Raw genomic sequence first — 14,998 nt, 5'->3', positions numbered from 1 at the left:
CCCAGCTGAAGCAGGAGGATTCAACCCTCGCGGGTTGAGCTTTCTGCTTCACAGTCCGTTGCCGACCCGGATCACCGGCAAGGGACGGAGTGCCGCCCATCGGTCTTACACAGGCTCCACAGACCTGACATCCCGCCAGCCCGGCGGTAGGCCCGGCAGGCTTGGTTCTCGCCCACCGGACAAGAAGTCACACTACCATCCGTCAGTGAGCGTATGCGGAGAGTTGCGGGAATCCGTGGAGGTGGATTTTCGGGCGTCGTCCTGCTCCGCAGGGGTCCGATTCCTCCCCGTCCTGAAGGACGGGTCTCCTCGGAGGCAATTCGATGAATCATGAGAAGCCGAGGCTGGTCGGCGTCGGTGTCGGGCCGGGCGACCCGGAGCTCGTGACCGTCCGGGGCGTGCGGGTCCTGCGCGAGGCGGACGTCGTGCTCGTCCCCGTCATGGCGCTGGACGAGCCCGGACGCGCCGAATCGGTCGTGCGCGCCTACACCGACAGGGCCGAGCGCGTCGTGTTCGCGCTGAACGACCCGAATGGGCTCAGCGAGCGCCGGGTGACCGCCTGGGACGCCGCCGCGCGCCGGGTCGTCGAGGCGTTCGCCGACGGGGCGCGGACGGTGGCGTTCGCGACGATCGGCGACCCGAACGTCTACTCGACCTTCACCTACCTGGCCCGGACCGTACGCGAGCGGGAGCCGGACGTCGAGGTCGAGACCGTTCCGGGCGTCACCGCCATGCAGGACCTCGCCGCGCGGTCGGGGACCGTCCTGACCGAGGGCGACGAGTCGCTGTGCCTGCTGCCGCTGACGGGCGGCACCGCCGGCCTGCGCGCCGCGCTGGAGACGTGCGACACCGTCGTGGCGTACAAGTTCGGCCGGGTCGCCGAGGAGACCCTCGCCGTCGTACGGGACGCGGGGCGGCTCGACGACGCGGTGTACGGCGCCCGGCTGGGCCTGCCGGACGAGGACGTCCGCGCGGCGAAGGGCCTCCACGGCCCGGTGCCGTACCTGTCGACACTGATCGTGCCCGGCCGCCGGACGACCACCGGCGGAAAGCTGAGAGGGAGCACATGAGCGGACGCGTGGTGTTCGTCGGGGCGGGGCCGGGCGCGGCGGACCTGCTGACGTTCCGGGCGGCGAAGGCGATCGCCGAGGCGGACGTGGTGATCTGGGCGGCGAGCCTGGTCCATGAGGACGTCCTCCAGCACGCCCGCCCGGACGCGGAGATCGTCGACTCGGCGCGACTGCCCATGGAGGGCGTGCTGCCGTACTACGAGCGCGCCGCCGCCGAGGGGCTGACCGTCGCGCGGATCCACTCCGGCGACCCCGCGCTGTGGGGCGCGCTGCAGGAGCAGCTCGACCGCTGCCGGGAGCTCGGCCTGGACACCGAGGTGGTGCCGGGCGTCTCCAGCTTCTCGGCCGTCGCGGCGGCGGTCGAGCGGGAGCTGACCATCCCCGAGGTCGCCCAGTCGGTGATCCTGACCCGGCTCGGCGGCGGCAAGACGCCGATGCCGCCGGGGGAGGAGGTCCGGGAGTTCGCCCGGCACGGCACGACGATGGCGCTGTTCCTGTCGGCGGCGCGCTCGAAGCAGCTGCAGGAGGAGCTCCTCGAGGGCGGCTACCCGCCGGACACGCCGTGCGTGATCGCCTACCAGTGCACCTGGCCCGACGAGCTGATCGTGCGCTGCCGCCTGGACGCGCTGGCCGACACGGTCAAGCAGCACAAGCTCTGGAAGCACACGCTCGTGCTGGTCGGCGCCGCGCTCGAGGCCGGCGGCACGCGCTCGCACCTGTACCACCCGGGTCACTTCCACGGCCACCGCCGCGCGGACCGTACGGCGCGCAAGGCGCTGCGGGGCGGCTGAGCGGGCGATGGACAGGCCCTACGAACCCGACATGCCGCGGACCATGAAGGTCCGCGGCAAGGCGCTGCGCACCGGCTGGACGACCGGTACCTGCGCCTCGGCGGCGGCCAAGGCCGCGGCGGAGGCGCTGGTCACGGGCGTCGCCCCGGAGGTCGTCGAGGTGGCGCTGCCGTCGGGCCGGAGGGTGACGTTCGCGGTGGACTTCTGCCGGATCGGCGACGGGCGGGCCGAAGCAGTGGTGATCAAGGACGCGGGAGACGACCCTGACGTCACGCACGGTGCCCATCTGACCGCCACGGTCTCCTGGCGGGACGAGCCGGGCATCGAGCTGGACGGCGGCGTCGGCGTGGGAGTCGTCACCAAGCCCGGGCTCGGCCTGGAGCTCGGCGGCCCCGCGATCAACCCGGTGCCACGACGGATGATCCAACAGGCGGTGGGGGAGTCGGTGGACCTGAACACCCGGGGCGTACGCGTCGTCATCTCGGTGCCCGAAGGGGAGAAGATGGCGCGCAAGACCACGAACAAGCGGCTCGGCATCCTGGGCGGCATCTCGATCCTGGGAACGACCGGGATCGTCCGCCCGTTCTCGACGGCGTCGTGGCGGGCGAGCGTCGAGCAGGCGGTCTCGGTGATGGCCGCCCAAGGGGAGAAGACGCTCGTCCTGTGCACCGGCGGCCGTACCGAGCAGGGCGCGATGGCGATGCTGCCGAAGCTGCCCGACGTGTGCTTCGTCGAGGTCGGCGACTTCACCGGCGCGGCACTGCGCCGGGCCGTGGAGCACGGCATCACCCAGGTGGTGTTCGTCGGGATGGCCGGCAAGCTCACCAAGCTCGCGTCCGGCGTGCTCATGACGCACTACACGCGCTCGAAGGTCGACACCGCGCTGCTCGGCGAGATCACCACCGACATCGGCGGGCCGGACGACCTCGCCGCGCAGGTCGCCGAGGCCAACACCGCCCGGCACGCGTACGAGCTGTGGGAGTCCGCCGGGCTGCTCGGCCGCGCGGGCCGCGAGCTGTGCCGCCGCGTCGCCGGGGTCCTGGAGCGCTTCGCCGAGGACGAGGCCGCCAAGGTGCCCGGCGCGAACGGCGTCGCGGCGCAGGTCGTCCTCGTCGACTTCACCGGCAAGCGGATGATCGCGATGTACGGGCGGCTCGCCCGATGATCACGGTCGTGGGCTACGACGGCTCGCCGCTGCCCCAGACGGCGATGGACCGGCTCCAGAAGGCCTCGCTGGTCGTCGGCGGACGGCGCCACCTGGAGGCGGTACGCCCGCCGGAGCGCGCCCGCCGGATCGTGCTGGGCGACGTCCCGGCGGCGCTCGCCGAGATCGACGCGGCGGCCGGCGACGACGTCGTGGTGCTCGCCAGCGGCGACCCGGGGTTCTTCGGCATCCTGCGGTCGCTGCGCGAGCACGGGCACGCCCCGGAGGTCCTGCCCGCCGTCTCCTCGGTGGCCGCCGCGTTCGCGCGGATCGGCCTGCCGTGGGACGACGCCGTCGTGGTCAGCGCGCACGGCCGCGACCCGCGTACGGCCGTCAACACGTGCCGGGCCATGCCCAAGGTCGCCGTCCTCACCTCGCCCGCCTGCGGCCCCGGCGAGATCGGCGCCGAGCTCGCCGGATGGGACCGCGTCCTGTGGGTGGCCGAGCGCCTCGGCGGCCCCGGCGAACGCCTCGTCCGCTGCACCCCGGCCGAGGCCGCCGCCCGCGACTGGGCCGACCCGAACGTCGTCATCGCCCTCGACGAGCACCGGCTCCCAGACGGGCGTGCGGTTCCCCCCGACACCGCCGCTCGCACGGACGCCGCCGCTCGCACGGACGCCGCCGCTCGCACGGACGCCGTCGGCCGTACGGATGCCGTCGGCGGTGGAGACGCCGTCGGCGCTGGGGACGCCGTCGGCGCTGGGGACGCCGCCGGTCGCATCGGCGGTGACGTGCCGGACGGGCCCGAGGCTCTTGGTCGTACGGGTGGTGGCCCGCGGGACGGGCACACGCACCGTACGGGCCGGCGCGTGCACGACCAGCCCGCCGCGCCGCCGGACGGCTGGGCGCATGCGGACGACGCGTACGAGCACCGCGCCGGGATGATCACCAAGTGGGAGGTACGGGCCGTCGTCCTATCGCGGCTGCGGCCGACGCTCGGGACGCTGATCTGGGACGTCGGCGCGGGCAGCGGCTCGGTCGGCGTCGAGTGCGCCGAGCACCACGCGGCCGTGATTGCGATCGAGCGCGACCCGGCCGCCTGCGACCTCATCCGCCGCAACGCCCGCTCGACCGGCGTACGGCTCGTCGAGGGCGCCGCGCCCGAGGCGTACGAGGGGCTGCCCGACCCGGACGCGGTCTTCGTCGGCGGCGGCGGCCTCGACGCGCTCAGCGGCGCCCTCGCGCGCCGTCCGGAGACGGCGGTGGCGACGTTCGCGGCGGTCGACCGCGCGGCGACCGCCCGTCGGCTGCTCGCCGACGCCGGCTACGCGGTCGAGGGCGTGCAACTGGCAGCGTCGCGCTTCGCCGACCTGCCCGGCGGCTCGTTCCGACTGGACGCCCAGAACCCGGTGTTCGTGCTGACGGGGAGGCTGCGATGACAGAGAAGGCGGGCACCGGGCGGACCGGCGCCGTCGCGGCGACGGCGAGTGGCCGGACCGTGGCGGTGCGGATGGACGCGCGGCGGATTGGCGTCGCTGCGGCGACGAATGCCGTTGCGGCTGCGCACGGTGCGGTGGCGAGGCGGACGGACAGCCGACGGAGCGGCGTCGCTGCTGCGGCGGCGAGCGACCTTGCGGCGGCTGAGCGGACGGGGCGGAGCGGATGGTGACGGAGAAGACGGACGCCCGGCGGATCGGGGTCGTCGCGGCGACGGCGAGCGGCCGGACTGCGGCGGAGACGCTGCGGGCGGCCTGGCCGGACGAGGTCCGCGTTCTGACGGCTGAGAAGGCCGCCGACGCGCTGCGTGAGGCCTGGCGGACCTGTGACGCCATCGTGAGCTTCCTGGCGGTCGGCGCGACCGTACGCGTCCTGGCGCCGTTGCTCGGCCACAAGACCACCGACCCCGCCGTCGTCTGCGTGGACGAGTCGATGGCGTTCGCCGTCGCCCTCCTCGGCGGCCACCATGGGGCCAACCTCCTCGCGCACCGGCTCACCGGCGTGCTCGGCTGCCAGCCGGTGGTGACGACCGCCAGCGACCAGAGCAACGTCACCCCGCTCGACTCCTTCGGCGCCGACCTCGGCTTCACCGTCTACAACCCCGAACTGCTCGCCCACGTCGGCGCGGCCGTGCTGTCCGGCGAACCCGTGTGGATCGACGGCGCGGACCGCTGGCCGCTGCCCCCGCTGCCGCCCAACGTCTCACCGGACGCGGGCGACGCCGGGCACCAGATCCTCATCACCGACAACGCCGCGTACGACTGCATGGGTCACGACTGCCGCTGGTTCGACGGAGCCCTCGTCTACCGGCCGAAGTCCCTCGTCGTGGGCGTGGGCTCGGCGCGCGGCGTCTCCGCCGAGGAGGTCGGCGCGCTGGTCGATGAGGCGCTGGCCGCCGGCATGCTGGCCCCCGAGTCCGTACGGTGCCTCGCGACCGTCGACCTGAAGGCCGACGAGGACGGCATCCTCCAGGCCGCCGCCGCGCGCGGCTGGGAGGTCGTCACCTACCCGGCGGAGACCCTCGCGGCCGTCGAGGTCCCGAACCCCTCCGAGGTGGTCCGCGCGGAGGTCGGCACGCCCAGCGTCGCCGAGGCCGCCGCCCTGCACGCGGCGCGGGCCCACGGCCGGGACGCCACGCTCATGGTGGAGAAGCGCAAGTCGGCGAACGCCACGGCGGCGGTCGCCAAGCTCATGCCGCGCGGGCGGCTCGCGGTCATCGGCCTGGGCCCGGGCGCGCGCGACCTGCTCACGCCCCGCGCGATCGCCGCGCTCCAGCGAGCGTCCGTCGTCGTCGGCCTCGACCAGTACCTCGACCAGGTTCGCGACCTGCTCCGCCCCGGCACCCGCGTCATCGCGTCCGGCCTCGGCCAGGAGGAGGAGCGCGCCCGCACCGCCGTCGCCGAGGCGTCGGCCGGTCGCGCGGTCGCGCTGGTCGGCTCCGGCGACGCCGGCGTGTACGCCATGGCCAGCCCGGCCCTGGAGTTCGCCGACCTCGACATCGACGTCGAGGGCGTGCCCGGCATCACGGCCGCGGTGGCGGCGTCGAACCTGCTCGGCGCGCCGCTCGGCCACGACCACGCGTACATCTCCCTGTCCGACCTGCACACCCCCTGGGAGGTCATCGAACGGAGGGTCACCGCAGCCGCCGAGGGCGACTTCACCGTCTGCTTCTACAACCCGCGCAGCCGGGCCCGCGACTGGCAGCTGCCGAAGGCCCTGGAGATCCTCGCCGCCCACCGCCCGCCGGAGACGCCGGTCGGGTACGTCCGCAACGCCACCCGCCCCGACCAGACGGTGACGCTGACCACCCTCGCCGAGCTGGATCCGGCGCGGATCGACATGTTCACGGTCGTCATCGTCGGATCCAGCCGCAGCCGCGCCGTCGCCGGACGCTTCGTCACCCCCCGCGGGTACCGATGGGCCTGACCGTACGCGTCACCCGACGCTGCCAGGGCTGCGGTGCCTGCCTGCTCACCTGCCCCGAACACGCCATCCGCCCGGACGCCGGATGGGCCGCGCACGGCGGCGACCCGCTGCGCGTCCTGTCCGACCGCTGCACCGGATGCGGCGAATGCGCCGAGATCTGCCCCGTCGACGCCATCGAGGAACTTCCGTGACCCGGCACGTCGGCCGGGTCACCGGGTCGGCGAAGGAGACCCTGTGACGACACCCCCCGTGGACCTGACGGCCGGGACCTGGACGCGCGCCGAACGCATGCGCCTGTCCGGGATCCTCGGCATCATCGCGACTCTGCACGTCGTCGGCTGGTCGCTGTACTTCTACTACTCCCACAACCTCGCGGCGGCCGGTTCGTTCACCGCCGCGGGCGTGACCGCGTACGTCCTCGGCATGCGGCACGCCTTCGACGCCGACCACATCGCCGCCATCGACGACACCACCCGGCTCATGCTGCAGCGCGGCCGCCGGTCCGTCGGCGTCGGCTTCTTCTTCGCCATGGGCCACTCGACCGTCGTGCTCGTGCTGTCCACCGTGATCGCGCTGGCGGCGGGCGCGGCCACGACCGCGCAGATCGACTCCTTCCGGCAGGTCGGCGGCGCGGTCTCGGTCGTCGTGGCGATGGGCTTCCTGCTGCTGGTCGCGATGCTCAACGCGGTCGTGCTGCGCGGCATCGCCGGGCTGTGGCGGCGGATGACCCGCGGCGAGATGGACGAGCGCGAACTCGAGCTCCAGCTCCTCAACCGCGGCCTGATGAACCGCATGCTCGGCGGGCGGGCCCGCACGCTGATCAAGTCGTCGTGGCACATGTACCCGGTCGGCCTGCTGTTCGGCCTGGGCCTGGAGACCGCCTCGGAGGTCACCCTCCTCGGGCTGGCGGCGCAGAGCGCCAGCCAGGGCGCGCTGCCGCTGCTGGCGACGCTGACCCTGCCCCTGCTGTTCGCCTCCGGGATGAGCGCGCTGGACACCTGCGACAGCCTGCTGATGACCCGCGCGTACTCCTGGGCGTTCCGCAGCCCGGCGCGCAAGCTCTACTACAACATGGCGACCACCGCGATGACGGTGCTGATCGCCGGTTTCATCGGCAGCGTGTACCTCGCCGACCTGCTCGCGAAGTACGCCGGCGCGGCGTTCCTGGACTCCTACGCCTCCCTCGCCGACCACTTCGAGTACCTCGGATACGGAATCGTCGCCGTCTTCGTCATCTCCTGGCTCGTCGCGGCCGTCCTGTGGAGGGCAGGCCGATTCGAGCAGCGGTACGGGAGCAGCACATGATCAAAACCAGGACCGTCCATCCGATCGAGGAGCGGTCGTACGAGATCCTGCGGTCGCGGGTCGACCTGAGCCCGATGCCGCCCCTGTGGCGGGCCGTCGCGGAGCGGGTCATCCACGCCAGCGCCGACGTCGAGTACGCCGTCGACCTCGTCACCGACGAGGCCCACCTCGAACGCGGGCTGCGGGCGCTGCGCGCCGGCGCGCCGATCGTCACCGACGTCGCCATGGTCGCCGCCGGCATCACCGCCCGCGAGACGATCTGCTCCGTCGCCGACCCGGCCGCCGCACGGATGGCCCGGGCGGCGGGCATCACGCGCTCCGCTGCGGCGATCCGCCTGTCGTACGCCGAGGTCGGAAAGGGCGCGATCTGGGTGGTCGGCTGCGCACCGACCGCACTGGAGGAGATCATCGCGCGCGACGTCGACCCGGCCCTGGTGATCGGGCTGCCGGTCGGGTTCGTCGGGGCCGCCGAGTCCAAGGAGGCGCTGCGGAAGAGCGGACTTCCCGCCGTCAGCAACGTCTCCGAGAAGGGCGGCTCCGCGGTCGCCGCCGCCGCGCTCAACGCCCTCCTCTACTTCGAGGGCACCGTCGAGGGAGAAGGGAACGCATGACGCCGCTGCTGCTGGTCGGGCACGGAACCCGGGACGAGAGCGGGGCCGAGGAGTTCGGCCGGTTCGTCGAGCGGGTGCGGGGCCGGCTGCCGGCCGACGTGTCCGGGGGCTTCATCGAGCTGTCGCCACCGCCGCTCACCGACGCCGTCGCCGCGCTGTACGAGGCCGGGCACCGGCACCTCGCCGCCGTGCCGATGGTCCTCGTGGCCGCCGGGCACGGCAAGGGCGACATCCCCGGCGCGCTGGCCCGCGAGCGGGCGCGCCGGCCCGGCCTGTCGTACGCCTACGGCCGTCCGCTCGGCCCGCACCCGGGGCTGCTGGACCTCCTGGACGAGAGGCTGTCCGCCGTCCTCGACCCGGCCGAACGATCCGACACCGCCGTGCTGCTCGTCGGACGCGGCTCGACCGACCCGGACGCCAACGCCGAGATCCACAAGGTCGCCCGGCTGCTGTGGGAGGGCCGGGGACTGGGCATGGTCGAGCCGGCGTTCGTGTCGCTGGCCCGGCCGGACGTCCCCGAGGGGCTCGAACGCTGCCGTCGGCTCGGCGCGCGCCGGGTCGTCGTCCTGCCGTACTTCCTGTTCCCCGGCGTCCTCCCGGACCGCGTGGCCGCGCAGGCCCGCGCGTACGAGGGCCTGGAGGTACGGTGCGCCGACGTGATCGGCGACTGCGACGGCCTCGCCGACGTCGTCCTCGAACGCTACGAGGAGGCCCTGGCCGGCGACATCCGCATGAACTGCGACACCTGCGTCTACCGCATCGCCATGCCCGGCTTCGAGGACCGCGTCGGCGCCCCACAGCTCCCGCACCACCACCCGGACGACCCCGCGCACGGCCACCACCATCACGGCCCGCACGCGCACGCCCACCCGGACGACCCGTCGCACGCCCATGCCAACTGACGTGGACCTGCGCCACCACGGCGACCAGGAGGTCGGCCCGGGGCTGGTGGACCTCGCGGTCAACGTACGGCCGGGCACCCCGCCGGCCTGGCTCGCCGTGCTGCTGCGGGACAGCGTCGCCCGGCTCGCGGCCTACCCGGACGCCGCCCGCGCGCGGGCGGCGGTGGCCCGCCGCCACGGCCGTACCCCCGATGAGGTCCTGCTGACCGCCGGCGCCGCGGAGGCGTTCGTCCTCCTCGCCCGGGTCCTCGCCCCCCGGCGCGCGGTGGTCGTGCACCCGCAGTTCACCGAGCCGGAGGCCGCGCTGCGCGCGGCAGGCCACGAACCCGACCGAGTGATCCTGGGCGGCGACTTCCGCCTCGGCGCGACGCCCGACGACGGCGTCGGGGTCGGCGCGGTGCCTGAGGGCGGCGGCGCCGGGGGCGGCCCGGTGCCCGAGGACGGTGACCCCCGGCGCGGCCCGGAGGACGGCGTCCGGGGTGGAGCAGTGCCTGAGGGCGGCAGCTTTCGGCTCGGCGCGATGCCGAGGGGCGGCGTCCAGGGCGGTGCGGTGTCTGAGGGCGGCGGCTCGCGGGGCGGTGCGGTGTCTGAGGGCGGCGGCTTCAGATGCGGTGCCGTGCCTGGGGGCGGCGGCGTCGCGGTCGGCGCGGTGCCGGAGGACGCCGATCTCGTCATGATCGGCAATCCGACCAACCCGACGTCGGTGCTGCACCCGGCGTCGGCGATCGCCGCGCTCGCCCGGCCGGGCCGGACGCTCGTGGTGGACGAGGCGTTCATGGACTGCGTTCCCGGCGAGACGGAGAGCCTCGCGTCCGGAGCCGGGGCGCGCGTCCCGGGCCTCGTCGTCATCCGCAGCCTCACCAAGACGTGGGGGCTGGCGGGGCTCCGCGTCGGCTACGTCCTCGCCGAGCCGCCCCTGATCGCCCGCCTGGCCGAGGCACAGCCGCTCTGGTCGGTGTCCACCCCCGCCCTGGTGGCGGCCGAGGCCTGCACGAGCCCGCGGGCCCTCGCCGAGGCCGACGCGTGGGCCCGCGACCTGGAGGTCGAACGCGACCGGCTGGCGGCCGCGATCCGCGCGCTCGGCCTGCACGTCGTGCCCGAGGCGCGGGCCTCGTTCCTGTGCGTGCGCGTCCCCGGCGCGCCGGGCGGCCTGGCCGTACGCGCGGCGCTGCGCGAACACGGTTACGCGGTACGGCGCGGCGACACCTTCCCCGGCCTGGGACCCGACTGGCTGCGCGTCGCCGTCCGCGACGCGGCCACCGACGACGCGTTCACGGCCGCGCTCAAGGCGGTACTTGGTAACGCTCAACCACCGTCGCATGTTAAATGATCACGGTCACCAATCCCCGCAACGAGGAGAACCGATGGACCTCATCGCCGAGACGATCGCCGCGATCCGGCCCCTTGACGAGACGGCCATGCGGGCGGCGCGCGACCGGCACGACCGGCTGACCAAACCGCGCGGCTCGCTCGGCGCCCTGGAGGAGCTCGGCGTCCGCCTGTCCGGCGTCGCGGGAGCGTGCCCGCCTCCCCTGCCGGCGCCCGCCGCCGTCGCGGTCTTCGCCGGCGACCACGGGGTGCACGCCCAGGGCGTCACTCCCTGGCCGCAGGAGGTGACCGCTCAGATGGTGCAGAACTTCCTCGCCGGCGGAGCGGTCGTCAACGCGTTCGCGCGGCAGGCCGGCGCCGAGGTCACCGTCGTCGACGTGGGCGTCGCGACCGAGCTGCCGCCCGCGCCCGGGCTGCTGGTCCGGAAGGTGGCGAACGGCACCGCCGACATCACCCAGGGGCCGGCGATGACCGCCGACGAGGCCCGCCGGGCCGTCGAGGTCGGCATCGAGGTCGCCCGCGACCTCGTCGCCGCGGGCAACCGCTGCCTGATCACCGGCGACATGGGCATCGCCAACACGACGCCCTCCGCCGCCCTCATCGCCGCCTTCACCGGCCGCAGCGTCGAAGGCGTCACCGGGTACGGCACCGGCATCGACGACATCACTCACGCCCGCAAGATCAAGGTCGTGCACACCGCCCTGGCCCGGGCCCGCACCGAACTCCCCGGCCACGACGGCAGCGACGGCGCCGATCCCCGGGTCGCCTCCGCCGAGCCGCTCGCCGTCCTCGCGCAGATCGGCGGGCTCGAGCACGCGGCGATCGCCGGCTTCATCCTCGGCGCCGCCGCTCAGGGCGTCCCCGTCCTGCTCGACGGCGTGATCGCCGGCGCCGCCGCGCTCGTGGCGGCGGCGCTCGCCCGCGGCGCACGTGACTACTGCGTGGCCGGCCACCGGTCCGCCGAACCGGGCCACGCCGCCGCGCTGTGGTTCCTGGAGCTGCGCCCGCTCATCGACCTCGAGATGCGGCTGGGCGAGGGGACCGGCGCCGTCCTCGCCCTGCCGATCGTGAGCAGCGCCGTGCGCGTGCTGCACGAGGTCGCCACCTTCGACTCGGCGGGCGTCGCCGACAAGGACGCCGCCTCGCCGGACGGCACCTGACCCGCGCCGGTGACCACCGGGCCGTCCAGGTCACTGCCGGATGGCACCCGACCGGCGCCGGTGACCACCGGGCCGTCCAGGTCACTGCCGGATGGCACCTGACGGCGCCGGTGACCACCGGACGGCAGCCGACCCGTCCAGGCACCTGCCCCAGGGGACCCGCGCCGGTGACCACCGGGCGGTAGCCGACCCATCCGGGTACCTTCCGGATGGCACCTGGCCGGCGCGGGTACCTTTGGTGCCGGACCGGATCCACCGCTCACGCCTTCGACCAGGAGATCCTTCCTTGCCGCCTTACCTTCTCGGTCTCCGTTTCGACGGCCGCCGCGTCGTCGTCATCGGTGGCGGGCGCGTCGCCCAGCGACGCGTCCCGACGCTGCTCGCCGCCGGCGCCGACGTGCTGCTGATCGCCCCCGAGGCGACGCCGATGCTCGAGGACCTCGCCGCCCGCGGCGAGATCACCTGGGAGCGCCGGCCGTACCGTACGGGCGACTGCGACGGCGCCTGGCTCGTGCAGGCGTGCGCCGACGACGGCGACGTCAACGCGGCGGCCGCCGCCGAGGCCGAGAACGGGCGGATCTGGTGCGTGCGCGCCGACGACGCGGAGCTGTCCCCGGCCTGGACCCCGGCGAGCGGCAGGGTCGGCGAGACCACCGTCGGCGTCCTCGCCGGGGGAGACCCGCGCCACGCCGCCGGCCTGCGCGACGTCATCATCGACGGGCTGCGCGACGGCACCATCGGCGCCCGGCACTCACGGCGGCGGCCCGTGGGTGTCGCGCTCGTCGGCGGCGGCCCCGGCGATCCGGGGTTGATCACCGTACGCGGGCGGCAGCTGCTGGCCGAGGCGGACGTCGTCGTGACCGACCGCCTCGCCCCGCGCGAGCTCCTCGACGAGCTGTCCGCCGACGTGGAGATCGTCGACGCGGCCAAGATCCCGTACGGCCGCTCGGTCACGCAGGACCAGATCAACGCCGCGCTCGTCGAGCACGCCAAGGCGGGTCGGTTCGTCGTGCGCCTGAAGGGCGGCGACCCGTTCGTGTTCGGCCGGGGCGCCGAGGAGGTGCTGCACTGCGTGCGGGAGGGCGTCCCGGTCACCGTCGTCCCCGGCATCACCAGTGCCATCGCCGTGCCCGCCGCGGTCGGCGTGCCCGTCACCCACCGCGGCGTGTCCCAGGAGTTCCACGTGGTGTCGGCGCACGTCGCCCCGGGCGACCCCGCCTCGACGGTCGACTGGGAGGGGCTGGGCCGGGCCCAGGGCACCCTCATCCTGCTGATGGCGGTGGAACGCATGAGGGTCATCGCCGACACGCTGATGCGCTATGGTCGGTCGCCTGACACTCCCGTCGCCGTCATCCAGGACGGTACGCTGCAGACCCAGCGCGCCCTCACGACGACGCTTGCGGCGGTAGCGGACGACATGGCGGCCACCGCCGTGCGGCCACCGGCGATCGTCGTCGTCGGCGAGGTCGTGCAGGTTGCACGAGAGATCGACATGCTGAACGCGGATATAGGGCGGACTCCGTGACACCCCCGGCTGACCAGAGCGCGATCAAACGCGCGGCTACACCCCTCCCACTCGATGAGGCCCTGGACGATCTACGGGACCAGATCGCCTCCTTCCGGTTCGTCCTTGACGCCCCTGGCGTCGAGGAGGCCCGCACGACCCAGCAGGATCTGCTCAACCAGCTCGACGACTACCTCCTGCCGCGCGTACGCCGCAAGGACGCCCCACTGCTGGTGGTGCTCAGCGGGTCGACCGGCGCGGGCAAGTCCACGCTGGTCAACACCCTCGTCGGCGAGCGGGTAAGCGCGACCGGCGTGCTCCGGCCCACCACGAGCAGCCCGATCCTGGTCTGCCACCCCGACGACGCCGACTGGTGGCTCGACGAGCGCTACGTCCTGCCCGGCTTCGGGCGGGTGCCCGGCCCGGCGCCCGACGCCGTCGTCGGCGACCAGCTGGTGATCATGAAGAACGACGTGCTGCCCAAGGGCCTGGCGCTGCTCGACAGCCCGGACGTCGACTCGGTGTTCGAGGACCACCACGAGTTCGCCTCCCAGTTCCTGTCGGCGGCCGACGTGTGGATCTGCGTGACCACCGCGGCCCGCTACGCCGACGCCCTGGTCTGGCGCCTGCTGCACCGCGCCCGCGACCACGGCGCCACCCTCGGGGTGGTCCTGTCGCGCGTCCCGGAGGGCGGCGAGGAGATCGTCGAGCACTTCACCGAGATGCTCAAGGAGAACGGCCTGGAGCAGGCGGCGCAGTTCGTCATCCCCGAGACCACGGTCTCCGGCGGGATGCTGCCCTCCGAGGCGGCCGACGAGGTCCAGGTGTGGCTGGGCGGCATCAGTGAGGACGAGGATGGCCGAGCGGACGTCATCCGGTCTACTCTGGGTGGCGTGCTCGACACCTTCCGTACCCGCGTCCCCGAGCTGGCCGCGAAGGTCGAGGAGCAGGTCGCCCTCCGCACGATGCTCCGTGAGGAGGTCGAGGCCGCGTACGCCACCGGCCTGGCCGAGCTGGACGAGGCCACCCGCAACGGCTCCCTGCTGCGCGGCGAGGTGCTCGCCCGCTGGCAGGACTTCGCCGGCACCGGCGACCTCGAGCGCGCCCTGCACGCCGGACGCGGCCAGAGCGGCCACCGCGGCAGCAGCCGCCGCAAGCGCAGCCCCGCGCGGGTCCGCGCGCTCAAGGCCGCCCTGCGCAGCGCGCTCGAGTCCCTCATCATGGCCAGTGCCGAGCGCTCCGCCGAGGAGGTCGTGAACCGCTGGCAGAGCCGGCCGGCCGGCGCGATGCTGCTGGCCGGGCGCGAGGAGGCGCTCGACCGCGCCTCCGCCGAGCTGTCCCGCCGTGTCACCCGCGCCGTCAGCGCCTGGCAGGACCACATCGCCGAGCTGATCCGGACCGAGGGGGTCACCAAGCGATCGGTGGCCAAGTTCGTCTCGTACGACGACGAGGCCCTGGCCCTCGTGCTGATGGTCGGCCTGTTCGGCTTCGGCACCAGCGAGATCGCGGTGGAGGGCGGCACCAGCGCGGTGCCGCAGCGGCTGCTCAAGGCGCTGTTCGGCGCCGAGTCGCTGCGGAGCATGAGCGCCAAGGCACGGGCCGACCTGCGCGGCCGCATCGGCATGCTCTTCGACGAAGAAGCCATCAGGTTCGGGCAGGTGCTCGACGGCGCCGGGGTGCCCGATGAGACCACCCCCGTCCAGCTCTACCAGGCCACATACAACCTCGAGGTCGCCCGGTGACCGAGGAGGATCGCGAC

13 protein-coding genes are annotated in these 14,998 nt (G+C 74.1%); all 13 read left to right on the top strand.

The window, feature by feature from the left end:
• The first annotated feature begins 323 nt into the window (after positions 1–323).
• The gene (cobI, locus tag ABEA24_RS31490) at positions 324–1,070 is read left to right on the top strand and encodes a precorrin-2 C(20)-methyltransferase (protein WP_345435024.1); all 747 of its coding nucleotides are present in this window, start codon (positions 324–326) and stop codon (positions 1,068–1,070) included.
• A complete protein-coding gene (cobM, locus tag ABEA24_RS31485; RefSeq protein WP_345435022.1) occupies positions 1,067–1,861 on the top strand; it encodes a precorrin-4 C(11)-methyltransferase in 795 nt (264 codons plus the stop codon). Before cobI ends, cobM begins: the two co-directional genes overlap by 4 nt.
• A gap of 31 nt (positions 1,862–1,892) precedes the next feature.
• Positions 1,893–3,026, top strand: a complete 1,134-nt coding sequence (locus ABEA24_RS31480) for a cobalt-precorrin-5B (C(1))-methyltransferase (RefSeq protein WP_345435020.1) — start codon at positions 1,893–1,895, stop codon at positions 3,024–3,026.
• Complete coding sequence (cbiE, locus tag ABEA24_RS31475) at positions 3,023–4,444, top strand: precorrin-6y C5,15-methyltransferase (decarboxylating) subunit CbiE (protein WP_345435018.1); 1,422 nt, start codon at positions 3,023–3,025, stop codon at positions 4,442–4,444. Before ABEA24_RS31480 ends, cbiE begins: the two co-directional genes overlap by 4 nt.
• Before the next feature lie 226 nt (positions 4,445–4,670).
• Entirely contained in the window at positions 4,671–6,428 is a 1,758-nt protein-coding gene (cobJ, locus tag ABEA24_RS31470) for a precorrin-3B C(17)-methyltransferase (protein WP_345435016.1), read from the top strand.
• Positions 6,419–6,619 carry a 4Fe-4S binding protein gene (locus tag ABEA24_RS31465; protein WP_345435014.1) on the top strand — a complete coding sequence of 67 codons (201 nt, stop codon included), beginning with the start codon at positions 6,419–6,421 and terminating at the stop codon, positions 6,617–6,619. The genes cobJ and ABEA24_RS31465 overlap by 10 nt, the downstream gene beginning before the upstream one ends.
• 43 nt (positions 6,620–6,662) lie before the next feature.
• Positions 6,663–7,733, top strand: a complete 1,071-nt coding sequence (locus tag ABEA24_RS31460; RefSeq protein ID WP_345435012.1) for a HoxN/HupN/NixA family nickel/cobalt transporter — start codon at positions 6,663–6,665, stop codon at positions 7,731–7,733.
• Positions 7,730–8,344, top strand: coding sequence for a precorrin-8X methylmutase (locus ABEA24_RS31455; protein ID WP_345435010.1), 615 nt, complete (start codon positions 7,730–7,732; stop codon positions 8,342–8,344). Before ABEA24_RS31460 ends, ABEA24_RS31455 begins: the two co-directional genes overlap by 4 nt.
• A complete protein-coding gene (locus ABEA24_RS31450; RefSeq protein WP_345435008.1) occupies positions 8,341–9,246 on the top strand; it encodes a sirohydrochlorin chelatase in 906 nt (301 codons plus the stop codon). Before ABEA24_RS31455 ends, ABEA24_RS31450 begins: the two co-directional genes overlap by 4 nt.
• Positions 9,236–10,576: an aminotransferase class I/II-fold pyridoxal phosphate-dependent enzyme gene (locus ABEA24_RS31445; protein ID WP_345435006.1), complete on the top strand. Its 1,341-nt coding sequence runs from the start codon at positions 9,236–9,238 to the stop codon at positions 10,574–10,576. Before ABEA24_RS31450 ends, ABEA24_RS31445 begins: the two co-directional genes overlap by 11 nt.
• 34 nt (positions 10,577–10,610) lie before the next feature.
• A complete protein-coding gene (gene cobT, locus ABEA24_RS31440; RefSeq protein ID WP_345435004.1) occupies positions 10,611–11,735 on the top strand; it encodes a nicotinate-nucleotide--dimethylbenzimidazole phosphoribosyltransferase in 1,125 nt (374 codons plus the stop codon).
• A 286-nt stretch (positions 11,736–12,021) separates the two neighbouring features.
• Positions 12,022–13,260, top strand: a complete 1,239-nt coding sequence (gene cobA / locus ABEA24_RS31435) for a uroporphyrinogen-III C-methyltransferase (protein WP_345435002.1) — start codon at positions 12,022–12,024, stop codon at positions 13,258–13,260.
• On the top strand, positions 13,257–14,981 hold the full coding sequence (locus tag ABEA24_RS31430; protein ID WP_345435000.1) for an AAA family ATPase: 1,725 nt from the start codon (positions 13,257–13,259) through the stop codon (positions 14,979–14,981). The genes cobA and ABEA24_RS31430 overlap by 4 nt, the downstream gene beginning before the upstream one ends.
• Positions 14,982–14,998 lie beyond the last annotated feature (17 nt).

The organism is Actinoallomurus vinaceus, from assembly GCF_039542055.1.
Classification (GTDB): Bacteria; Actinomycetota; Actinomycetes; order Streptosporangiales; family Streptosporangiaceae; genus Actinoallomurus; species Actinoallomurus vinaceus.
The sequence above is the reverse complement of the archived record's forward strand: the minus strand, read 5'-3'. Positions and strand labels throughout refer to the sequence as shown.

What these genes read in the sequence shown, in the direction of transcription:
- ABEA24_RS31480 (WP_345435020.1), top strand. Translation starts at nt 1,893, where the DNA reads ATGCCGCGGACCATGAAGGTCCGCGGCAAGGCGCTGCGCACCGGCTGG.
- ABEA24_RS31455 (WP_345435010.1), top strand. Translation starts at nt 7,730, where the DNA reads ATGATCAAAACCAGGACCGTCCATCCGATCGAGGAGCGGTCGTACGAG.
- ABEA24_RS31445 (WP_345435006.1), top strand. Translation starts at nt 9,236, where the DNA reads ATGCCAACTGACGTGGACCTGCGCCACCACGGCGACCAGGAGGTCGGC.
- ABEA24_RS31450 (WP_345435008.1), top strand. Translation starts at nt 8,341, where the DNA reads ATGACGCCGCTGCTGCTGGTCGGGCACGGAACCCGGGACGAGAGCGGG.
- ABEA24_RS31465 (WP_345435014.1), top strand. Translation starts at nt 6,419, where the DNA reads ATGGGCCTGACCGTACGCGTCACCCGACGCTGCCAGGGCTGCGGTGCC.
- cobM (WP_345435022.1), top strand. Translation starts at nt 1,067, where the DNA reads ATGAGCGGACGCGTGGTGTTCGTCGGGGCGGGGCCGGGCGCGGCGGAC.
- cobI (WP_345435024.1), top strand. Translation starts at nt 324, where the DNA reads ATGAATCATGAGAAGCCGAGGCTGGTCGGCGTCGGTGTCGGGCCGGGC.
- cbiE (WP_345435018.1), top strand. Translation starts at nt 3,023, where the DNA reads ATGATCACGGTCGTGGGCTACGACGGCTCGCCGCTGCCCCAGACGGCG.
- cobT (WP_345435004.1), top strand. Translation starts at nt 10,611, where the DNA reads ATGGACCTCATCGCCGAGACGATCGCCGCGATCCGGCCCCTTGACGAG.